Origin of the sequence: Planosporangium thailandense (assembly GCF_011947195.1) — a bacterium.
Taxonomy (GTDB): Bacteria; Actinomycetota; Actinomycetes; order Mycobacteriales; family Micromonosporaceae; genus Planosporangium; species Planosporangium thailandense.
Genome location: NZ_JAATVY010000005.1, coordinates 1 through 20,675 on the forward strand (window position 1 = coordinate 1; position 20,675 = coordinate 20,675).

General features: G+C 68.3%; 22 protein-coding genes and 4 pseudogenes. 15 read left to right on the plus strand and 11 right to left on the minus strand.

The window, feature by feature from the left end:
• Positions 1 to 212, plus strand: a 212-nt coding sequence (locus HC031_RS34750) for a hypothetical protein (protein WP_205862601.1), incomplete at its 5' end; no start/stop codon positions are given.
• A 35-nt stretch (positions 213 to 247) separates the two neighbouring features.
• On the opposite strand, the gene HC031_RS09715 is transcribed toward HC031_RS34750, so the two are convergent.
• Both HC031_RS09715 and HC031_RS34755 read right to left on the minus strand, forming a co-directional pair.
• The gene (locus HC031_RS09715; protein WP_338090590.1) at positions 248 to 469 is read right to left on the minus strand and encodes a DDE-type integrase/transposase/recombinase; all 222 of its coding nucleotides are present in this window, start codon (positions 467 to 469) and stop codon (positions 248 to 250) included.
• A gap of 53 nt (positions 470 to 522) precedes the next feature.
• A pseudogene (locus HC031_RS34755) lies at positions 523 to 585 on the minus strand (hypothetical protein); the annotation flags it as partial.
• A gap of 233 nt (positions 586 to 818) precedes the next feature.
• Here HC031_RS34755 and HC031_RS09720 point away from each other — a divergent pair.
• Both HC031_RS09720 and HC031_RS34315 read left to right on the plus strand, forming a co-directional pair.
• Positions 819 to 1,652, plus strand: a complete 834-nt coding sequence (locus HC031_RS09720) for an alpha/beta fold hydrolase (protein ID WP_167924906.1) — start codon at positions 819 to 821, stop codon at positions 1,650 to 1,652.
• Positions 1,645 to 2,205, plus strand: a complete 561-nt coding sequence (locus HC031_RS34315) for a TetR-like C-terminal domain-containing protein (RefSeq protein WP_338090570.1) — start codon at positions 1,645 to 1,647, stop codon at positions 2,203 to 2,205. Before HC031_RS09720 ends, HC031_RS34315 begins: the two co-directional genes overlap by 8 nt.
• A gap of 398 nt (positions 2,206 to 2,603) precedes the next feature.
• Here the strand turns inward: HC031_RS34315 and HC031_RS09730 are convergent, their stop codons facing one another.
• The gene (locus HC031_RS09730) at positions 2,604 to 2,891 is read right to left on the minus strand and encodes a hypothetical protein (protein ID WP_167924907.1); all 288 of its coding nucleotides are present in this window, start codon (positions 2,889 to 2,891) and stop codon (positions 2,604 to 2,606) included.
• Between HC031_RS09730 and HC031_RS09735 the strand changes: the two genes are divergently transcribed.
• Positions 2,833 to 3,183, plus strand: coding sequence for a transposase (locus HC031_RS09735; RefSeq protein WP_240942334.1), 351 nt, complete (start codon positions 2,833 to 2,835; stop codon positions 3,181 to 3,183). The genes HC031_RS09730 and HC031_RS09735 overlap by 59 nt on opposite strands.
• A gap of 132 nt (positions 3,184 to 3,315) precedes the next feature.
• On the opposite strand, the gene HC031_RS09740 is transcribed toward HC031_RS09735, so the two are convergent.
• The 4 genes and pseudogenes from HC031_RS09740 to HC031_RS09755 form a co-directional block, all read right to left on the minus strand.
• Entirely contained in the window at positions 3,316 to 4,329 is a 1,014-nt protein-coding gene (locus HC031_RS09740) for an alpha-ketoacid dehydrogenase subunit beta (protein WP_167925149.1), read from the minus strand.
• Positions 4,330 to 4,331: 2 nt separating this feature from the next.
• Complete coding sequence (locus HC031_RS09745) at positions 4,332 to 5,369, minus strand: thiamine pyrophosphate-dependent dehydrogenase E1 component subunit alpha (RefSeq protein ID WP_167924909.1); 1,038 nt, start codon at positions 5,367 to 5,369, stop codon at positions 4,332 to 4,334.
• Between the two features lie 158 nt (positions 5,370 to 5,527).
• Positions 5,528 to 5,893 (minus strand): hypothetical protein, encoded by a 366-nt coding sequence (locus HC031_RS09750; RefSeq protein WP_167924910.1) that lies wholly within the window; start codon positions 5,891 to 5,893, stop codon positions 5,528 to 5,530.
• Between the two features lie 306 nt (positions 5,894 to 6,199).
• A pseudogene (locus tag HC031_RS09755) lies at positions 6,200 to 6,574 on the minus strand (PIN domain-containing protein); the annotation flags it as partial.
• A 96-nt stretch (positions 6,575 to 6,670) separates the two neighbouring features.
• Between HC031_RS09755 and HC031_RS09760 the strand changes: the two are divergent.
• Complete coding sequence (locus tag HC031_RS09760; RefSeq protein ID WP_167924911.1) at positions 6,671 to 7,084, plus strand: hypothetical protein; 414 nt, start codon at positions 6,671 to 6,673, stop codon at positions 7,082 to 7,084.
• Positions 7,085 to 7,865: 781 nt separating this feature from the next.
• Here HC031_RS09760 and HC031_RS09765 read toward each other — a convergent pair.
• Positions 7,866 to 8,702, minus strand: a complete 837-nt coding sequence (locus HC031_RS09765) for a HEAT repeat domain-containing protein (protein ID WP_167924912.1) — start codon at positions 8,700 to 8,702, stop codon at positions 7,866 to 7,868.
• 145 nt (positions 8,703 to 8,847) lie between these two features.
• A pseudogene (locus HC031_RS09770) lies at positions 8,848 to 8,979 on the minus strand (DbpA RNA binding domain-containing protein); the annotation flags it as partial.
• Between the two features lie 338 nt (positions 8,980 to 9,317).
• Between HC031_RS09770 and HC031_RS09775 the strand changes: the two are divergent.
• From HC031_RS09775 to HC031_RS09790, 4 genes are all read left to right on the plus strand, one after another.
• Entirely contained in the window at positions 9,318 to 9,521 is a 204-nt protein-coding gene (locus tag HC031_RS09775) for a cold-shock protein (protein ID WP_167925151.1), read from the plus strand.
• Between the two features lie 349 nt (positions 9,522 to 9,870).
• Positions 9,871 to 10,224 carry a histone-like nucleoid-structuring protein Lsr2 gene (locus HC031_RS09780; protein ID WP_167924913.1) on the plus strand — a complete coding sequence of 118 codons (354 nt, stop codon included), beginning with the start codon at positions 9,871 to 9,873 and terminating at the stop codon, positions 10,222 to 10,224.
• 198 nt (positions 10,225 to 10,422) lie between these two features.
• The gene (locus tag HC031_RS09785) at positions 10,423 to 11,139 is read left to right on the plus strand and encodes a polyamine aminopropyltransferase (RefSeq protein WP_167924914.1); all 717 of its coding nucleotides are present in this window, start codon (positions 10,423 to 10,425) and stop codon (positions 11,137 to 11,139) included.
• Between the two features lie 491 nt (positions 11,140 to 11,630).
• A complete protein-coding gene (locus HC031_RS09790) occupies positions 11,631 to 11,933 on the plus strand; it encodes a DUF4193 domain-containing protein (protein ID WP_167924915.1) in 303 nt (100 codons plus the stop codon).
• 9 nt (positions 11,934 to 11,942) lie between these two features.
• Here the strand turns inward: HC031_RS09790 and HC031_RS09795 are convergent, their stop codons facing one another.
• Complete coding sequence (locus tag HC031_RS09795) at positions 11,943 to 12,161, minus strand: hypothetical protein (RefSeq protein WP_167924916.1); 219 nt, start codon at positions 12,159 to 12,161, stop codon at positions 11,943 to 11,945.
• An 86-nt stretch (positions 12,162 to 12,247) separates the two neighbouring features.
• Between HC031_RS09795 and HC031_RS09800 the strand changes: the two genes are divergently transcribed.
• A complete protein-coding gene (locus HC031_RS09800; protein WP_167924917.1) occupies positions 12,248 to 12,538 on the plus strand; it encodes a hypothetical protein in 291 nt (96 codons plus the stop codon).
• Positions 12,539 to 13,389: 851 nt separating this feature from the next.
• The gene (locus tag HC031_RS09805; RefSeq protein WP_240942335.1) at positions 13,390 to 13,761 is read left to right on the plus strand and encodes a helix-turn-helix domain-containing protein; all 372 of its coding nucleotides are present in this window, start codon (positions 13,390 to 13,392) and stop codon (positions 13,759 to 13,761) included.
• Between the two features lie 136 nt (positions 13,762 to 13,897).
• Here the strand turns inward: HC031_RS09805 and HC031_RS09810 are convergent.
• Positions 13,898 to 14,119, minus strand: a pseudogene (locus HC031_RS09810) (transposase); the annotation flags it as partial.
• A gap of 123 nt (positions 14,120 to 14,242) precedes the next feature.
• Between HC031_RS09810 and HC031_RS09815 the strand changes: the two are divergent.
• The 4 genes from HC031_RS09815 (at position 14,243) to HC031_RS09830 (ending at position 20,671) form a co-directional block, all read left to right on the plus strand.
• Positions 14,243 to 15,481, plus strand: coding sequence for a helix-turn-helix domain-containing protein (locus tag HC031_RS09815; RefSeq protein WP_167924918.1), 1,239 nt, complete (start codon positions 14,243 to 14,245; stop codon positions 15,479 to 15,481).
• Between the two features lie 757 nt (positions 15,482 to 16,238).
• Positions 16,239 to 18,797, plus strand: coding sequence for a fibronectin type III domain-containing protein (locus HC031_RS34320; RefSeq protein WP_205862540.1), 2,559 nt, complete (start codon positions 16,239 to 16,241; stop codon positions 18,795 to 18,797).
• Between the two features lie 346 nt (positions 18,798 to 19,143).
• A complete protein-coding gene (locus tag HC031_RS09825) occupies positions 19,144 to 19,719 on the plus strand; it encodes a hypothetical protein (protein ID WP_167924919.1) in 576 nt (191 codons plus the stop codon).
• A gap of 604 nt (positions 19,720 to 20,323) precedes the next feature.
• Complete coding sequence (locus HC031_RS09830) at positions 20,324 to 20,671, plus strand: hypothetical protein (RefSeq protein ID WP_167924920.1); 348 nt, start codon at positions 20,324 to 20,326, stop codon at positions 20,669 to 20,671.
• Positions 20,672 to 20,675 lie beyond the last annotated feature (4 nt).

The following is a 20,675-nucleotide window of genomic DNA, read 5'->3' on the forward strand; positions in this document are numbered from 1 at the left end:
ACGTCGGACGCCACAGGCTCGTAGACCGGCGCTGTTGCGTTGTTAGATCGACAGACGTGTTGAACCCGTTCGGGCGTCTGCGGTCAGAACGCTTGGGCGAGTTCGTCGAACGCCGCAGCCAAGCACATGCCGGGCTGGGCATCGAGGCCGAGTTCGTAGTGTCCGCGGCGCAGATTCTGGACGAAGGTGAACGGCGCCGTTGCATTGTCTGATCAGCGGACGTGTTGAACCTCGGTTTGGCCCAAGGTCAGATTGCGTGGGCGAGTTCGGTGAATGCGGCGGCGACCCGCAAGGCGGGTGGAGCGTCGAGTCCGAGTTCGTAGTGGCCGCGGCGAAGGTTCTGCATGAAGGCGTGTCCGGCGATGACCGTCTGCATGGTGTGGTCAGTTCGTAGGCCGCGCATCGGGCGTAGCCGGTGTTTGAGCCTGCTGTGATCAGCCTCGATCGGGTTGTTCGCGTACTGCTCGATGTGATGCCAAGCCGCGGCCGGGCGCTGATCGCTCTGACCGGGTCGTCCTTGCGCAACTGGTTGGCGCCCCGCACACCCTCCTGCCGGGCCTTCTCGCGCAGCTGCTCCATATGCATGCGACGCAGCTCGGTCTCGCTCAGGTCGGGAGTGCTGGGGTCTGGTTACCCGGTATGGACTTCCCCTCGGTCATGCGGGCCGCGCTACCCGGGTAACCGAGAGTTACCCTCGGTGCGCATCCTGTGGGAGTGCGCCGCGTAGGGCGACCGACTATCTGGCACCCACACCTTGACGGGTATGGCTAATGCTGTTAGCTTTTAGCTAACGACATTAGCTAAACCTGGAGGTTGTCATGTCCGAGTTCCTCACCGTCGACGGCGGCACGATCGCCTACGAGGTCACCGGCGCCGGTCCGCTGGCCGTCCTGGCGCACGGCATGGGCGACAGTCGCGCGTCCTACCGCTTCGTCGTGCCCCAGCTGGTCGCGGCCGGCTATCGCGTGGCCGCCGTCGACCTGCGCGGCTGCGGCGAATCGAGCGCCCAGTGGCCGTCCTACACCCGCACCGACATCGCGGGTGACCTGATCGCGCTGGTGCGGCACCTCGGCGGCCCGGCCGTGCTGGTGGGGCACTCGATCTCGGGCGGCGCGGTCACCATCGCCGCGGCTCAGGCGCCCGAGCTGATCGAGGGCATCATCGAGCTCGGGCCGTTCACCCGCAAGCAGTCGATCCGGCTGGGCGACCTGCGGGTGAAGCGCTATCGCACCGGCATGACCCGGCTGCTGCTGACCGGCATCCTGGGCAGTGTGAAGTGGTGGCACAGATACCTCGACGTCGCCTTCCCGGGACGCAAGCCGGACGACTGGGCCGAGCAGCTGCGGCGCATGGCGGCCATGCTCGGCGAGCCCGGCCGGATGAAGGCGATGCAGCGCATGGGCCAGTCCGCGCCGGCCGACGCCGGGGCGCAGCTCGGCAACGTCCGCTGCCCCGCGCTGATCGTCGAGGGCTCTCTTGACCCCGACTGGGCCGACCCGCGCGCCGAGGGCGAGGCGATCGTGGCGGCGATGCCGGCCAGGATCGGCAAGGTCGAGGTGATCGAGGGCGCGGGCCACTACCCGCACACCCAGTTCCCCGACGAGACCGTGGCGCTGGTGCTGCCGTTCCTCAAGGCGTACGCCCGTGCCTAGGGCCGGACTCGACCCGGCGGCCGTGGTCGCTGCCGCCGCCGGGCTCGCCGACGAGGTCGGGCTCGCCAACGTGACGATGGGCCTGCTGGCCGAGCGGCTCGGGGTGCGCGCGCCGTCGCTCTACAAGCACGTCAGCAGCCAGGCCGACCTCAACCGGCGGATCGCCGTGCTGGCCCTCACCGAGCTGGGCGACGTGCTGCGGGACGCGCTCCAGGGGCGTTCCGGGCGGGACGCGCTGGCGGCCGCGGCGCGCACGATGCGGGCCTACGTGGTCGAGCATCCGGGACGGTACGCCGCCACGATCCGCCTCAATGCTGACTCGCCGGACGATCCGGTCGTGGCGGCGGGAGCGCGGGTGCTCGACTCCCTGTCGGCGGTGCTGGCCGGATACAAGCTCGATCCGGCCGACACGGTGCACGCACTGCGACTGCTGCGGAGCCTGTTCCACGGCTTCGCGGTGCTCGAGGCTGCCGGCGGCTTCGAGATGGACACCGACGTCGACGAGAGCTTCGAGTGGCTGATCGGCTTCGTCGATCGCGGCCTGACCTCTTAAAGAGCTTTTCCGGTCTGGTTGATACCCCGGGGGGCCGCTCGGGTGGGCGGTGGCGCCGAGGATGCGGATGCGGCGCGTGGCGTGCTCGATGACGGCGAGGACGTACAGCTTGGTCCCGGTCAAGGTGACGGTTTCGAAGAAGTCAGCGGCGATGGTGGCCTGGGCTTGTGAGTGTAGAAACGCCGACCAGCTCTCGGAGGTCCGCTGCGGCGCCGGGTCGATCCCGGCCTTGTGGAGGATTTCCCAGACGGTCGAGGCGGCGACCTTGATGTCCAGGACGAGCAGTTCACCGTGGACTCTCCGGTAGCCCCACGAGCTTTTCTCGCGGGCGAGACGTAGCACCAGCGTCCGGATCGAGCGGACCGCGGGTGGCCGTCCGGCACGTTTGGGGCGCGAGATCACCTGTGACGGTGGGCGACCAGATTGCGATGCCTGCGAAGCACCGTCTCGGGGCGCACGAGCAACCTGATCTGGCGCAGAACGTGGCGGGGCAGCCGGTGCAGTAGTGCGGCGAGAAGGGCCCGGTCGGTGGGGGTGATCCGTACCTTTTCGCCGTGCAGTTGCCGTTCAAGGATTGTGATCTGGTGTCGGAGGGCCAGGATCTCCGCGTCCTTGGCACGGTCGCTCATGGGCAGCAGTCGGAGCATCGCGAGGGCGTTGGTCACACCGAGGTCCGATGCGGGCATTCAGGTCCTCAAGACACCGGTGCGGGCACCGCGGGCCAATGCGTACGCGGAGCGCTGGGTCGGCACGGTACGCCGGGAGCTGCTTGACCGGATGCTGATCTTCGGGCATCGCCACCTACAGTCGGTGATGACCGAGTACGTCGATCATTACAACGCGCACCGTCCACACCGCTCACTTGGACAGGCACCGGCGTTCGGGCCGGCCCGAACGCCGGTCGCCCCGGCCGGTAGGCGGGTAGTGAGGCGCCACCGTCTCGGTGGCTTGATCGGCGAATACTCGCAGGCTGCGTGAGGTGACCGACTTTATGGCACCCACACGCCCGGGTGCAGGCGATGCACGAGGGCAAGCGACGCGCTCGCGCCCGCCGCGGCGACGGGTGACGACCCGGCCGCGGGAGTCGCGGACGGAGCCGGCGCGAAGCCGTCAGCGGGCCGTGGCCGGCACGCCCGTCAGGGCCCGGGCCGCGTCGACGATCCGGGTGACGCTCGGGATCACCGCCTGCTCCAGCGGCTCGGCGAAGGGGATCGGCACGTCGGGTACGGCCACCCGGTGGATCGGGGCCCGGAGCCTGTCGAAGGCGCCGGCCTGGATCCGGAAGGCGAGTTCGCCGGTCGTGCCGAAGCTCCGGTAGTCCTCGTCCACCAGCAGCACCCGGCCGGTCCTGCGGGCCGAGGCGACAAGCGTGTCGATGTCGAGTGGCACCAGGGTGCGCACGTCGATGACCTCGGCTGAGATCCCGTGCTCCGCGAGGCGTGCGGCCGCCTGGAGGCTACGCCGGACCATCAGCGCCGTGGCGATGATGGTCAGGTCGGTGCCTTCGCGGCGCACCGCCGCCTGGCCGAACGGGATGGTGTACGGGTCTTTCGGGACGTCCTCCTCCTCGCCCTCGAAGGGGACGCCCGGGTGGCCGGTCAACAGCTTGTGCCCGAAGATGACGACCGGGTTGGGGTCGGCCAGCGCCGTCGCGGTCAGCCCTTTGGCGTCATGGGCGGTGGCGGGCACGACCACCTTGATGCCGGGAACGTTCCCGAAGAGCCCGTAGAGCAGTTCCGAGTGCTGGCCGGCGTCGCCGTAGCCGCCGCCGACGGCGGTCACGATCGTCACCGGCATCGGGAACTGGCCGCCTGACATGTAGTGGTTCTTGGCCATGTGGTTGTAGATCTGGTCGAAGCAGGTGCCGAGGAAGTCGACGAACATCAGCGACACCACCGGGCGCAGGCCGGTCGCGGCGGCACCGACCGCCATGCCCATGAAGGTCTGCTCGGTGATCGGGGTGTCGATCACCCGTTCCCGGCCGTACTTCTGGAACAGCCCGGCGGTGAACCCGAAGACGGCGCCCCAGTAGGTGACGTCCTCGCCCAGCACCACGACGTTCGGGTTGCCGGCCATCTCCTGGTCGATGGCTTCCGAGATGGCGGGCGCGATCCCGCTGAGCATTCTCACGCGAACACCCCCGCGAGTGCCTCCACCGGCTCCGGCGGCGGGCTGTCCTCGGCGAACCTGACCGCCTGTACGGCGTCGTGCGCGGCGGCCTCGCGCAGCCCGGTCAGGGTCGCGTCGTCGGCCCAGCCGAGCCGCCGCAGCCGGTCGGCCAGCCGCGGGATCGGGTCGAGCCGCTGCCAGAGCTCCACCTCTTCGCGGGTCCGGTAGTTTTCGGGATCGCCCTCGAAGTGTCCGCGGTAGCGGTAGCAGACAGCCTCGATCACGGTCGGGCCGTAGCCGTCACGAGCCCGGTCGACGGCCCGTCTGGCCGCGGCGTGGACATCGATGACGTCCATGCCGTCGACCAGGTACGCCGGGACGTTGTGGCTCTGGGCGCGCTGGAACTGCTGGTTCACGGCCTGCGCGGCCCACTTCGGTGTCGCGTCCGCGTACAGGTTGTCCTCGATCACGATCACCAGCGGCAGTTGCCACAGGGCGGCCGCGTTGAGCGTCTCGGAGAAGGTGCCGTGGTTCGCGGCCCCCTCACCGGAGAACGCGACCGCCAGGTTCCGGTTTCCCTGCCGCTGGAAGCTGAACGCGGCACCGGCGGCCTGCGGGTAGGAAGCGCCGACGATCCCGCTGTTGAGGAAGCGCTTGTTCCTGGCGAACAGGTGCATCTCGCCGCCCTTGCCCCGGCACAGGCCGGTGGCCTTGCCGAACATCTCGGCGGCCAGGCGCCCGGGGTCGACGCCCTTGGCGAGCGCGTGGTGGTGCGCCCGATGGGTGCTGACCACCGCGTCCGCGTCGCCGAGCAGCGCGCATACCCCGACGGCGACCGCCTCGTGACCTATGGCGAGGTGCAGCTCACCGCGGATCGGCTCGGCCGCCATGTTGAAGGTGGACGTCTTGCCGATCCAGTACCGGGAGCGGACCGCCTCCTCGAAGACCCGGATCAGGCACATCCGCCGGTACGCGGCCAGCAGCACGTCCCGATCAAGCCCGGCCTCCGCGATCCGCACCGGCAGGTCGGCGTCGCTCGGCTCCGGCCTCCACATCTGGCAACTCCTCCGCTGGATGCTGGTGGGCTCGGTCGGCTTCAGCCACCGGCCCGACTACCCACGAAAGCGGAGGCAAATCACCGCGGGCCTACGCCGAAGTGGCGCAGGCCCGGCCTGCCGCGCCCCGCCGCGGACCGGTAACCCGTGACCGCCGGTCAGGGGTTCTGCACCTGCCGCAGGGCGTCCAGCATCCCGTGCAGGTGAGCCGCTGCCGTCTCGATGTCGTTGTACTTGCGCTGGCCGGCGCGCACCTCGGCCGACAGCACACCGCACCGGTGGACCTTGTCGAAGTCGCCGTACGGGAACTTGTACCGCGCCTTGCGGTCCGGGGGCTCCTCGTCGTCGATGCCCAGGTGCCATTTCGCGTACTCGCCGATTCCGTGCGCGGCGATGAAGTCGTTCTCCTGCTTCGTGGAAGGCTGATGCTCGCTCCACGCGTCCCGGTCGTCGAGCACGTACCGCCCGTCCTCGATCAGCTCGCGGGCGTGCCGGTATCCGCGCTCGTTCAACGTGACCGCCATGTGTCATCACCGTCCTGTCACAGGCAGATCGGAGGTCACCCACCCATCGAGATCGCTACCTGCCTCGGTCGGATTCATGCGGTGACTCCCGCCTCGCGTCGTCGGCCGCGGCCGACGGTCCGGCGATCCCGGGTGCCGAACCCGGGCGACGGGCTCGGGCCCGGAGGGTGCGGATCATGTCCGCGGGCGCTGGCGACGAACCCGCGGCAAGCGGCGGGGTCGCCGGTACCGGGCACGTGGCGGGCGGGCGTGCCGCCAGTAGCGGGCGCGAGGCACGCGGCGGCTTCGCCAGTACCGGGGAAGGCGCAGCGAGCGGGGACCGACCACGCGCGCGCCGAGCGCTTCCACCCGTGCCCGCAGACCGCGATCAGCGGTGACGACGATGTCGTTTCCGGTGCCCTCCCGCTCGAGGAGTTCGACGACGGCGTCGTCGCCTTCGCCCTTGGCGGCGACGACCCGTACCCCGGGAACGGGTTTCACGCCGCGGGCGGGACCCTCGACGACGAGAACGAGTTCGGCGTCGTCGCTGGCGCCCGGTACGGCGCGGGGCCCGGCGGCGGCGAGAGCGTCGCGCAGCCGCTCGGTGGCGCCGGCAGGGTCGCGCCACCAGCCGTCCGGCACCGATCCGACCACGTTCGCGGCGTCCACGACCACCAGCACGTCCCGGTTGTACCCCGGCAGCCGCGGATTACGACCTGGGGATCAATAAGCGTGGGTTGATACCACCCAACGTGTCGGCTTGATCGAGGTTGTGGCGGGCCGCACGGTCTACTGATTGTGTCGATCAAGAAGGCCCGTGCGGCCCTGTCTCATTCTGTCTTTACCGGGATCTCGCGCAACCACCTCGACCGGCTCGTCGCCGAACTGGCCGAACCGTTTCACACCGCCCGAGAGGGACGGCTGCACCCCCGAAGGGGCGGGCGAGACCGCCAGCGCTGGCCGGGCGCCGGGCATCCCGAAACCCTGACCCTGCGCGACCGCCTGCTGTGCACCCTGGCCTGGCTGCGGCTCGGTCTGCCACACCCCCTCGATTTCGGGGTCGCAAACGGCGGGCCGTGCGCTCGGCAGTTGAAGATCAGTCGGACGCGCCGTCAGGCCGGCACTGGACTGAGAGCTCTATTGATGTGGGCTGCAGCTGTGTGGGTGCTGACGTGCGAAAGCAGTCCGCCGACGCCCCGGGATGTGCGTTGACGTCCGTCCCTTCGTCAGTTGAAGATCAGTCGGGTAGTCACAGGCGTAGTTCTCGGTCGCGTATCGGCTGCCACCGGTCTACTGGCGGTCGCCACCCGAGCTGGGCCCACGGACCGTTGATCGGAAGGGCTCGGCTCTGCGGTACCGTCAAAGCGCCCGCACCGGCGTCGAGCAGTCTGCGCCCGCCGGCTGGCGATGGTCCGCAGGGCACCCGACGAATCAGGGAGATACCGATGCCGGAGCCTGAGCCCGCTCAAGACGCCCACGCCGAGGATGTCAACACGCCGACCACCACCGAGACCGAGACCGAGACCGACGAGCCTGCCATCTACGCAAATCGGGCTGCCCGACGCGCGAAGGGCAAGGTTGCCTCGCCTCAACCGTACGGAAAGAGTCAGCGCCCCGGCGGCCGAGGCTCGGTCCAGAGCCAGCGCCAGTGGGGTAACCGCCGAAGCGGCTGATCCGTTGGTGGTCCCTTCGCCGGCACACGGCGCCCGGTGTCCGCGGTGACGGCGGCGGGGGAGCGGCGTGAGCGCAGCGGGGCGCGTTGAATCGCGTTGAATCGCGTTGAACCCCGCTGCGTTGCTCGCACCGTCGTACCGTGACCTGCGGTTCCTCTTGTTGTTGCCGGTCATGGGCCCAGCCGGCGACACCCGCCGACGACGCGCATGTACCCCGGTTCGGGTTCTTTGGGGCAGGCGCAGCGCAAGGCGTGTACCGACATCGGGCTCGTCCCGGAGATGTGCTGCGCTGCGCCTGGTGATCGCCGTGGCGCGGATCGTCACCTGGAGGTGCGGGGCGGGGTTTGACCGGTCGGCTCACCGCGCGCGGCGACGGCGGCCCGAATGCGGCGCAGGGTCCGCAGGCCCTTCTTGGCCGAGACACTGACCCAGCCGTCGAACACCGTGGTCCCCTGGTCCTCCGCGGCCAGGCGGGTCAAGGTCGGGACGGCTCGCTCGTCACCGGTGGAGCCCAGCGCGGTCGCGGCCCAGTAGCGCTGGTCGGCGTCGGTCGACGTGGCCGCGTCGATCAGCCGGGGGATGACGCCGGGCGCGAACTGCGCCAACGCGCTGGCGATGTAGCCGATCCGCTCGTAGCGGCGATGGGTGAACTCGGCCCACAGCGCGGCGAGGGCCTCGTCGCCACCGATCGTGGCGAGCGCGTCAGCGGCTCGGTGTCGCACCCAGTCGGTCGGGTCGTGCAGCAACGGCGCCAGCACTCCGACCACCGTCTCGTCGCCGAGCACACCCAGCCCGACAATGGCCCGCTCCCGCACGATCCACTGGGAGTGATCGACGAGGTCAAGCAGGGCGGGCACCGCTGCGCGGATGCCAAGCACTGTGCAGCCGGTGGCCGCCCACGCCTGGCAGTTGTACCGGGTGTCGGCGAGCGCGGCGAGCAGCGGCTCTTCCAGGTCACTGTCGCCGAAGACCTCGATCCTGTTGAGCGCCCGGCAGTAGATGGACCGGTGGAAGTCGCGGTAGTCCCGTACGACCGTACGCAACGTCGCGATCGCCGACGCGTCGTCGTGCTCGGCGCGTTGCAGGAGGAGGTTGACGTTCTCCTCCCGGCTCTCAAGGTCGCCTTCCTTCAGGGAACGTACGTCCTCAAGGTCCACCCACCTACGGTACAAGGCCCGATGGTGTCCGCAGCGCGCCGGCCCGTGCGCACGCCGGGCCGGACGGCAGCTACGACCCGGCGAGTCCGGTCGGTGACGCGCCGGTGAGTGGCTGGGTGGTCGACCACAGTGGCGGGAGATGCCGCTAGCGGGCCCCGCCGCGCTCCCGACGTACCGTCGCCTTCTTGCCCTTGATCGTGCTTGCGCGCAGGGCGGCGATCACGTCGGTGACCGCGGACTCGGGGACCTCCACGAGCGAGAAGCGGTCGGCGACCTCACTACGGACGGTGCGTCTCAGTGTCTGCTCGGCCGCCGCGCACAGAGGGTTCTGGAGCCCTACCGGCTATCTGGCGCGCCGGCTGGAAGGTCGAGCGTGGCGGGCGGTGAGTCGTTGTTGGCCGGCGGTGGCGGTGCGGCTTGGCTGTGAAAGTCGTCGGGTTTCTGCTAGCGTGAGTGAAGTTTGTTTTTGGGGGTCGGTGGGTCACCGTATCTGAGCCGCTTGACGGGTCGCATGGTTTATTGATGCCGTCAGTGGGGTTGGGTGATGGGACTCGCGTGACCAAGATGGCCGCGGATCTGCGTTCGCAGGTTTTCGCGCCGTATCAAGGAGTTGTAGTGGCTCAGGGCACTGTCAAGTGGTTCAACGGCGACAAGGGTTTCGGTTTCATCGCCCAGGATGGGGGCGGTGACGACGTGTTCGTTCACTTCTCCGCTATTCAGTCCGGCGGTTTCCGTTCGCTGGAGGAGAACCAGCGGGTCGAGTTCGACGTCACGCAGGGCCAGAAGGGTCCGCAGGCGGAGAACGTCCGCGTCATCTGACTTAAGATCGGGCTGCCGCAGGGTCTCGGCGTGTTCGCCGGGATGGTCGAGCGGCACCGGTGAGCGACCCGGGTGCCGGGGCGGTCGACCTGGCAGTATCGGGCGGTGCTCGATCCCCGCACTCTTTTGGGTGTGGGGATCGATGCTATTCGGAGCTTTTGAGTTGCTGATAGTTCGGCTGCGATGCGGTTGACGCGACTTTGCCGGTTACGAAGGCGCCAGAGAATACTGACGGGCCATTGGAAAGAGCAATCCGGAGCTGCTTGCATCGCAGACCGTGTTCGCCATATTTTTGCGTGGCTTACGACTGCCGGCTGATGTTCCCCGATTGCGGGAAGGAACGACCCTGATGGCTAAGCGGACGATCCATATGCTGGTCGATGACATCGACGGCGGAGAAGCGGACGAGACCGTTGCATTTGCCGTTGACGGCATTCAGTACGAGATTGATCTGTCGAAGAAGAATGCCGTGAAAATGCGGGAAGCACTGGCCCGTTACGTCGAGGCCGGGTCGAAGGTCGGCCGCGCGGGTGGCGGGGCGGTCCGCGCCGCTGCGTCTCGAGGACGTGGACCGGCCATTGTGGATCGTTACCAGAGTCGGGCCATCCGTGAATGGGCACAGGGTAAGGGAATCGTGGTGTCCGACCGGGGACGCATCAAGCAGAAGGTCGTCGACCGGTACCAGGCCGAGGTGGGCCGCTGACCGACCGGGCCTCGGTCCGTCCGTCACCGCACCGGTGTCCGATGGACCGGTCCTGTGTCGGCGGCGCCCACTTCAGGGCTTTGACGTCTGCGGGTTCGCGGAGCCGAAGCGGCGTCCGCGTACTGCGCTCTGCCGCGTCCGTGGCGGGCCCGCGTTCTGCAACGTCGCCCGCCTCACGGTGTGGAAAGGATGTACCGAATGGCCCCGCGATTCGCGGAACTTGCCTGGCGCGAGACACCGATGGGCGCCATCAGTCTGCGGCGACGACTCGATCCGTCGCTCAAGGTCGAGGTGTACGAGGTCAAGCTCGACGACGAGTTCCTCATGTCCAGTCTGTTCACCGTGGCCGAGGTCGAGCTCGCCCGACTTGGCCTGGCCGACGCGGTAGGAACTGACCTCGACGTCGTGGTCGGTGGCCTTGGCCTCGGCTACACAGCCCGGACGGTGCTGGCGGACCCGCGCGTGCGCTCGCTGGCCGTGGTGGAAGCCCTCGACGAGGTGATCAAGTGGCACCGACAGGGGCTGCTGCCGTTCGCCGCCGATCTGACGTCGGACCCGCGAACCCGCCTCATCCAGGGCGACTTCTTCGCCATGTCCAACAGCGCTGAGGGATTCGACCGCGACGAGCCGGGGCGGCGATTCCACGTCGTCCTGGTGGACATCGACCACACCCCGCGTCACCTCCTGCACCCTAGCCACGCCGCGTTCTACACACCGCAGGGCCTGCGTGGTCTCACCGACCACCTGCATCCCGGTGGAGTCTTCGCTCTCTGGTCGAACGATCCGCCCGACGAGGACTTCACCGCCGGGCTCGCGGAGGTATTCGCCGCCCCACAGGCACACGTCGTCAGCTTCCACAACCCGCTGCAGCAGCGCCGGGCAACCAACACGGTCTACGTCGCCAGGATGGCCTAACCACCGCGTCGTCATCCACCAGCGGTGCCGCCACGCCGGTCGACGGCGGTCGCCACCGGTGCTCGAAGCGCTCGGCCAGGCTGGCGCCGGCGGCCGGACCGCCCGCCATTCGGTATCCCAAGGTGAAACACGAATCCGTGGGGTACACGATCAGTCCGCGGTCTCGGGCCAGGTCGACGATCTACCGGCTGGAGCGGGCCTGGGGGTCGTGCGGGTGTGCGGCGAATACCCGCCACCCGCTGAGCCTCAACTCTGACCGCTGACGGTTCGCCCCTTTACCGGAGGGCGCCAGACGGCAACGGCCGATCCGGGTGGCCGTCTCCTGGTGCCTTCGGAACCGGCCACGGCCCGGGGGAGTGTCGATTCCTTCACCGTCGGGACGGCGATCACTGCGAGCGGCGTACTCCCCTCCGACGGCGGCCGCTACCCTTCCAGCGCGGTGACCAATCGGCCGCGGTACACGACGGACCAAGGCGGAGAGGCCACCACAGATGAGCAAACCCATCGACTACGACTCACCGCGCCGACCCGCGGTTGAGGTTGACGACGACGGACTCGAGGAACTCAAGGCGCGCAGCACTGCGGAAGGGTCACCGAGAGTCGACCTCGACGAGGCCGAGGCGGCCGAGACCTTCGAGTTGCCCGGCGCCGACCTGTCCGGCGAGGAACTGACCGTGACGGTCGTGCCGATGCAGCCAGACGAATTCCGGTGCACCCGCTGCTTCCTGGTCCACCACCGCAGTCAGCTCGTCGCGCAGGCAGACGGTCAGGAGGTGTGCCGGGAATGCTCCTGACGGTCGCCGTCAGGGCACCAGCTCCCGCCACTCCGGACGACCACCCAGCCATGCGTCGGCGAGGATCTCCGCCGACGACCGACTCGGACAGTGGTGTACCTTCGACCGGCCCGCGGTGCCGCCGGTCTGCGCCTCGACTTCCCATCGTTGGCCGTCAGTGCGGATGTAGACGTCACGACGCCCCCGCGAACTCCGGTTTCCGTTCCACCAGTGGCGCTCGATTCTCACTGGCTGACCGTATAGCACGGCGTGTGAACAGGCTAACCACAAGGATCTTGGAAACGCGGTGGGGAGTGATCGGGCAACCATGGATCATGAACGAGAGGCAGACGCCCGACCGGGTCGGCGTTGAACGCATTCGGGCAGACCGCGCCCTGCCCGCGACGCCGCGCGGATGCCTGTCTGGGCGATGTGCCGCACGGCGCGTGTCCCCGGTGCCGCTGTACCACCGGCCGAAGCATGTGATGTCTGCTCATCCCGGCGTAGCGCGCACCTGCCCGACCGACATGCTGGTCGCGATCAGCATTGTCGGCGGGCTCGATCGATACGGGCCCGATCAGGTCGCGGTCGAGCACGCCGAGGGCGAGGTTCCTCGGGTCAGGTGACGGTTCCCGTACGGCAGTCGCCGCCGCGTCTTGTCGCGTGCGCCGACGTTGGGGCCCTACCGGGCAGCGGACTGCGCCGGTGTGGGTACCCGGTTGGTGTCAACGGGCACCTCTGGCCGGCCGCACCCGGGTCGCGGTCGCGTAGGCGATCCAGTCGGCCGGGTCGAGTCACCCATGCGTGCGTCGAGCGCCGCGTGGACGCGTGCCGGACATCAGGGCCAGGTCGCCGAACGCCGGCGGGAACGCGCCGGCCGGGTGGCTCCGGTGCCGGTGCCGAGTACGGGCCGGTCGTCACCCATTCGGGTACCGGCGAGGCGGCGGGGTCCTGCTCCATCCGCCGTCCCAGAAAATGTGCCCTGACTGGACTAGAAATCATGTCTCAAGTCGGCTAGCTTATCTGGAGTTGATGAAGGGGTTCGACGGTGAACGCCGCACGGGAGCCGGTCGCGCGAGAGGCGCGCCGGTTGGCCCGTCGGGTCGGCAGCGTTGGCTTTGTCGCATCGATGTGACGGAGTCGCTGGCCCGGTGGCGGAAAGGCCTGATCGTCGGGGCTGGACCGCCGGAGATGAGCACTGCCGAGTTTGGGCATCAGATCGGTTTGAGGAAGGAGGTCAGACATCGATATTGCAGCGGTGCGGCCTCGACCATTGCGGTCGGCGCGACTGAGTATTCGGTATCCGCGTCCTTGACCGTGCGGAAGGCGCCCGCAAGCGCTCCGCTTCACCGCCACTTCCGTGGTGAGGCGTGTCATGAGCGCATTGTGAAGTCAATAGATGGTGTTTTACCTCCGTTGGGCCCCGGCGCTGTCCATATCGCGCCGGGGCCCCTGATCGCGTTGCGGAAGGTGATACTTGGCTGACACCAAGCCGGCGTCGGCCGGCAAGTTCGATGACGTGCACCACCCCGCCTACAGCATGGGCGCCGCCGCCGAGATACTCGGTGTCACGCCCAGCTTTCTGCGCGGTCTCGGCGAGGCGGGACTGCTCACGCCGCACCGCTCCGGCGGCGGGCACCGGCGCTACTCCCGTCACCAGCTGGAGCTGGCGGGCCGGGCCCGCGAGCTGGTTGACGAAGGTATGACCCTCGCTGCGGCCTGCCGGGTGGTACGCGCCGAAGATCAGCTCGATATGGCCCGCAGGCGCATCACCCAACTCGAGGACGCCGCCGCCGAGGCGGCTGCGCAACCCTCGGGCGGCGACCACGCCGAGCCGGGCGTGCGGTGACACGCGCGAGCCGGCCGCGTGCTCCTGAACGAGGGCCGGGCTGCGGCGACCTGCAGCACGGACCCGCCGGGACGCGGTACAGGTGCAACACCCTGTTGGGGACTGTCCGATCTTCGGTGTAACTAATCCAGCGCTCTCAATTGGTGGTACTCGGAACGATACGGCCTTCGAAGGTGATCGCGAAGGCGTTGAGGGCGGGCTTCCAGCGGACCGCCCACTTGGCCCGGCCGCGTCCGGTCGGGTCGAGGGCGCGGGTGGCTAGATACAGGCACTTCAGCGCGGCCTGCTCGGTCGGGAAGTGCCCGCGGGCGCGCACCGCGCGCCGGTAGCGGGCGTTGAGCGACTCGATGGCGTTGGTACCAGGTGGGCCTAGCCGGCCTCGTGCTCGGCGGTCCTTGGAGGCAGAACGGGCATTTACCTTTGGCCGGATGGTTGATTTGGACATCGGGTTACGGGCTGCGATATTCGGTACATTCCGGCCGTGGAACGGCTGCTTGCCATGATTGGCCCTGAAGACGATGAGCTGCGGGCATCTCTCCGCGTCATCAAAGCCTTCGATGAGCAGGTCGCCAGCGGCACCGCGCTAGAGGATCTCGTGACCCTCGTGACCTCGCTTACCGGCGCGCGCGTCGTCCTCCGCGATGACTTGACCAATCGGATCCTGGTGGACGGCGGAGGAGATCGCGTAGCGGTCGGCGCGGGCGAGGTCGGTCGAGTCACCAAGGCAGCGGTAGATGCCGGACTGCGGGGACGCCGGGCTGCGGAGTTGACGCTTGACGGCGACGGCGACGGCGACGTGGGGCCGGATGCCGTCCTGGCTGTGAGCGTCGAGCATGCAGGCGCTCAGCTCGGTCTGGCTTGGGCGGTGCGCGGGGAGAGGCCGTGGCGAGTGCCGGATGCGCTGGCCCTGGAATGCCTGGCGAAGGCGGCTGCAAACCGACTGTTGCGCGAGCACGAGCGGTCCCGGCTCGTTCCACCGGATCGGGTACAGGCGCTCGAGCGCCTGCTGACGACCACACTCACTGCGGCAGAGGCGGCCATCGCCGCTCGCCAGGCAGGGCTCGACCCGGATCGCCGGTACCGCGTGACGGTATTCCGAGAACGCCCGGTCGCCGCCGCGAGCCCCGAGGTCGTGCTCGGGCGGGCGCTCGGGGCGTACGCCGCGGCCGGCGTACCGGCTCATGGCTGCCTGCTCGGGCAGACACCGGTGGTGGTGGTCGACGATTCGGCGGCGGTGGTCGACGCATTGCGCGCTGCCCCCCTGGGCTCGTGGAGCGGATGGTGGATGGACGCTGGAGTGGCCCACCCGTTGACCGTTGCCGACCTCGCCGCCGGCTGCCTTGTGGCACGCCAGTCGCTGGCACTGGCCCGTGTCGAGGGCACCGGCCGGGTTGGCGTCGCCGAGGAGCTCGGAGCGCTGCGACTTCTCGCGGCGATCCCCACCACGATGCTGGAGGACCATCCTGACGTCCAGGCGCTCGGCCGTGTGGTGGCCGAGCGTGACGGTTACATTAACCTGGCCGTGCTCGATGTCTACTGTGAGACTGGATCGCTGCGTAAGACCGCGACCCGCCTGTACCTGCATCACTCGTCAGTGGACTACCGACTCAAGCGCATCGAGCGGATGCTGGGCTTTCCGCTGGCGACGCAGGCGGGGCGGCTGCGGGCGCTGATCTCCCTCCAACTCGCCCGGCTGCTGCGGGAGGGCTCCGCCGGCTGAGCGTCACCTGACATCCGCGTCCGACAAATGTCGGCCAACGGGTCCGAAACACCCGACACCTTGCTGATGGATCACCGTTATGCCCGGACGGTACCGTTTTGCCGTGATTCCCGGTAGTAGTCGAGCGCTGGGCGGGCCACTGCCACTGTCTGCCGTTGACGGGCGCGCCGCCCAGCGCCTGGCCACGACGGACACTGGTGTCCGCCTCGCCGCAGACGCGAATGCCTCACTGGCCGGCGTCGGCGCCGCTTGGCGCTCGGTCCACGCCTACCGCTGGCCCGCAGTCCCGATCCGGTACCCACGTCGCGAAGCGCGGCTCCCGGTGGCCAACTGTCAAGCCGGTCGGCACGGCCGACATCCCTACGTTGATCGAATTGGCGGTATTGGCGCTCCGCTATTTCGCCCCCCGCCGATCATTTGAACTCGGGATGTGACGCGCCGTTTCCGTCCCGGCGACCGGCGTTCGCCCACCAGGCTGCGGGAACTGGGCGTGTGCCGACTCCGTGGTACCGGCGTTTCTTCCCCGAGCGCCTGGTCGTCTGGCGGGATCTTGAGGGGCTGGCTTTCGGTAAGGAACCGGCCCCGGGGGCAAAGGCGGTGGTGCGCCCGGCTGGTGGGCGAATTGTGGCGCGGCCACAACAGGGTAATGCGTCGACCGCATGCGTAGGGCTGCCTTTAAAGAATTGAAACTGATAAATGTGGATGACAAGCCGCTTTGCGGCTGTTGTCTTGCTGCTCGTCGCACGTTCTGTAGGTAGTGCGTTCTGTAGAACCGGAGTATCTGTTGAGAAGTGAATTGCGGGGGACGCGCCATTACCGGCGAGCCCTTGTCAGAAGGGGCGTCGCATTAAGGGTGATGTTGTCCGCGCTGGTCATTTCGGTGGCCGGCGCAGGGCTCGTTGTCCTGCCGAGTGGTCCAGCATCTGCCGCGTCGACGTTGGTCACGAAGGAGGTGACGGTCCCGGCGCCGCCGAGTACGACGTTCGCCGGTGCCGCGACCGGTGACGGCTGGGACGTCCAGTTCTACCAGGACCGGGTATTCAACGTCTTCCATCACAACGCGGCCAGCTTCAAGATTGACTGCCACAGCCAGAGCGATGGCACCCACTGCGATACGGTAGGCGGTACCTCCCCGTGGCCGAAGACCGTGACCGGGCCGTCCAGCGAGGGTTTTGCCACGCCGGGCCATTCCACCGGTTGGGTGGACACAGCGGCCGGCCGGTTCTACGGCTGGGCACAGCGCATGACCGATAACACCGGGGGTGTGCTCTGTGTGGACATCACCACCTCGGCGTCGAACCCGTACTGTGGGTTCACCGCGCTCACCGGTGCCGGCGAAGCAGTCTTGGGCTTCGGTTCGAGCGTCGATGGTCAGGCCATCGTCGGGCAGAAGATGTACGCGCTGAACGCCTCGGGGACCACGACCGGTGCGGGCAACAAGTTGCTCTGCTTCGACCAGGTCACCAAGGCGGCGTGCGCCGGCCAGCCGTACGCGATTGGTCGGGATTCCACGTCGGCATCGTCGTTCGACTGGACGGTGGGGATCGCCGGCAAGGTCTTCGCCTACTACCAGACCACGTCCGCGTACGCGGTCAACTGCTTCGACCCGGCCACCAAGGCCATCTGTGCCGGGACCTGGCCGCAGACCACCGCAGCGGCGAACACCGCGCAACCCTTCCCGATGCTCGACGCTAACGGCGACCCGACCGGAATCTGCCTTCCGGTTCAAGGTGCCGCGCCGTGCTGGAGCCTGACCGGTGGGTCGGTTGCGACGCCGGCGGCGCTGAATTCGGCACTGGGTAGCGGAGGTTCCTGGGAGAACAGCACCACCTTCGGCACCCGGATCTACGTGGCCAACGGCGGCACCAACTCGATTTCGTGCTACGACTTCGCCACCGGCGCGGGGTGCCAGAACTTCCCCAAGAACATCCAGAACGCCAACCTGGTCTACACCGTCCAACCCGATCCGGTGCGGATCGGTTGCCTGTGGACGAACGCTGACAACGGGGCTTCTCAGATCCAGAACTTCGACGCCTATACCGGCGGCTCCTGCGGTAACACGATCCGCGTGTCCACGGACATGATCATCCCTCAGGGCCAGTGCACGCCGACCGCCTGGAAGAGTGTGACGGTCGTCGACCCCGCCCCTGGTGGCTACCAGGCAGCTAAGTTCGACATCACCCGGGCGAACGGGGTCGCCGTCCCGGGCGGCAGTAGCCTGGCAGTAAACGCGCAAGGCACGCTTAACCTGTCCGGGCTCGACCTGTCATCGACCGGAATGCGGCCCCTGTTCGCTCTGTCGATGACCAGCCCGACGCTCAACCCGGCCGGCATCAAGTTGTCGTTTGCCTGGGAATCACCATCCGACCCGGTCTGCACGGGCGCTCCGTACGCTCCGGGGAAGCCGACGGTCCAGGGTGGTGATGGTCAGGCGGTCGTCAGCTGGACGCCGCCCTCCGACAACGGATCTCCGATCACGAAGTACACGGTCACCGCACAGCCGGGCGGAAAGACGTGTACGGTCAACGCGCCGGCGACGACCTGCACGGTCACGGGGCTAGACAACGGGACCGCGTACACCTTCACGGTCGTCGCGACCAACGCGAAGGGCACCAGCGGCCCGTCCCCGGCGTCGAGCTCCGTCGTCCCGCTTGGCGTGCCGGGACAGGTGGGCACGCCGACCGTGCAGATGGGTGATGGTCAGGCGGTGGTGAGTTGGACGGCACCGTCCGACGGCGGGTCTCCGATCATCGGTTACACGGTGACCGCGCAGCCGGGTGGGAAGACCTGTACGGTCAACGCGCCGACGATGACGTGCACGATCACCGGCTTGGACAACGGTACCGCGTACACCTTCACGGTCAGCGCGACCAACGCGAAGGGCAGCAGTAAGCCGTCCGCAGCGGTAGGCCTGCCCGGGCAGGTCGGTAAACCGACCGTGAAGGCGACCGCCGGTCAGGCGGTAGTGAGCTGGACGGCGCCGTCAGACAACGGGTCTCCGATCATCGGTTACACGGTGACCGCGCAGCCGGGCGGAAAGACCTGCACGGCGAGCGGGTCCGCGACGAGCTGCACGATCACGGGCCTGGACAGCGGTACCGCCTACGGCTTCACGGTTGCCGCGACCAACGCCGTGGGTGACAGCCAGCCATCACTGGCGACGGTCGCTACGATTCCCGCAGCCGGGTCATCCAAGCTGGCGCTCACCGGCACCGCCTCCTCAATGATCATGACGATCGGAGTGGCACTGCTGCTGTTCGGCGGTGCGCTGCTCGTCATCGTTCGGCGCAGACGAGTCAGCGACGCTGAGCTGTAGCGAATCCAACAGGCACCATGCGGCTCCGAGCTGGACCTGGTCAAGAAGGTCCAGCTCGGAGCCGAGCAGTCCAGGCGCGGCTAGCGGTACACCCGCAGCCGCGCCTGTCCTGTTTGGGCGATCCCTACACCCCACAGGCAGCGTCGCACTGGTCCGCCGTGAGCGCAACAAACCCACCACGCCGCCGCCGTTCCCCGGCGTCGACGATCTCGGCCACCGGGCCGGCGCCCGCCATCCCGTTTCCCGCGCCCGCCAGTCCGTCCGGCAAGGCGCCCCCGGGAGACTGCGATGGCAGAGCCCGGCACCGCCGATCGCCCTATCGTGGCGCCGCGACCTTGACGGGACGATGTTCGGCCAGCGGGGTGCCGAGGTGGTCGAGGTGCACCTCGCGTTCCCAGGGAATGGCGCCCGCCTGCAGGTCAACGAGTTGAGCGATCTCAAGGAGCAGTTGCCCGACCATGGCCGTGGGACTGGCATCTTCACCTGGCTCGAGGCGCTGGACTCGTACGCCGACTCCACCGTCGCCCGCAAATCCAGCGGCGGCTGGAACAACGAGAAGGGGCTCGCCGTAACCCGCTCCGGCCAGCGATCGGCGTGGGCGCCGCTTCCTCGCGGTCCCATCGGTGCACTGCTGGACGTCGGCCACCTGGTCGGGCAGGTCACCGGCACACTCGACGCGTTGACGGCGCTCGACCTGCCACACGACCCGCTAGGGGTACCGGCGATCGGGCTCGACCCGGCCACCAAGATTTCCTACGGCAGCGTTGCCGCCTCTGGCAATACCGCCTCCTTCGGCCACCGCCAACTGGACCACGTCCACGTCGCTCCCGACGAGGCCATCGAGTACAGCGCCGTCGCCACCCGCTCCGCCGAGGTCGCGGCCGAACTCGGGCCCGCCTCGTCGCCGACCATAGGGCCGTGACCGGGCTGTGCTGAACCCTGGCGCCACTGGACCAACGCCCGTCGACTATCCATGTCGCCTTGAAGATATTGATGATCTTCGCGCGCGCGAGCGATGTGTCAGCAATAGTCGGTGAGCTACCGTGCGCGCCAGTGCGCGCCAGTGATCGTCGAGCAAGATCACGACGATCCGTGTAATCGGCGTGCGATCGCCGGTCGGCGTCGCAGCTCCTGATCGGCGGTGAGCGTCCCTGACGCACGCCGATCGTCGCTGGCGGGTACCCTAGTGCCCGTCGCCCTCGTAGTCAGGGGATAGAGCAACGGTTTCCTAATGAGCAGCGCCAAACGTGACCGCAGGCCGGTGGCCTGCAGTTTTTTCGTTTCTGAGCCCCGATTTCGCGGTCGCAAATGGCGGGTCGTGTGCTCGGCAGTTGAAGATCGGTCGAACGCGGCCGGGGGTCTGCTATCAAATGTCTTCTGTCACGCTTGAGCTGGGAATTCGCACGTGGCCGTCAGTGGGACGATCAGTGGGTGGCATCAAGAACACGTCAAGAACCGCCTCGCGGCCTGTCGCGCTCCGTAGCATCGCCCGGTGACGAGGCGGCCGTGCGCGGGAGGGGGACGTGATGAGCCAGGCGCTGGACGAGTGGAGCGTCGGGCTGCGTCACTGGCTGTTGACGGGTTTCGCGGATGCGAAGGGGCAGGCGGCCGGCCCGCACGCGACGTCCGGAGAACATCAGCGATCTTGGCGGCAGATGATGGTGCCCGACCGGCTTGGACTACTTCTCCACCGCCGCGCTGCTGTTACCGCTCGCGACACCACCGGCGGGCTACCGGGCATCTACTTCAGCTGGGTCGAGGACAATCCGGTGCTTTACCTGATCTCCAGTGACGGTGAGATCGCACTCCTGACTCGCGAGGTGCTGTGCCAGGACGAACCCGACCGCGGCCGGCCTCTGGCGTACGTGAGGTGAGCAT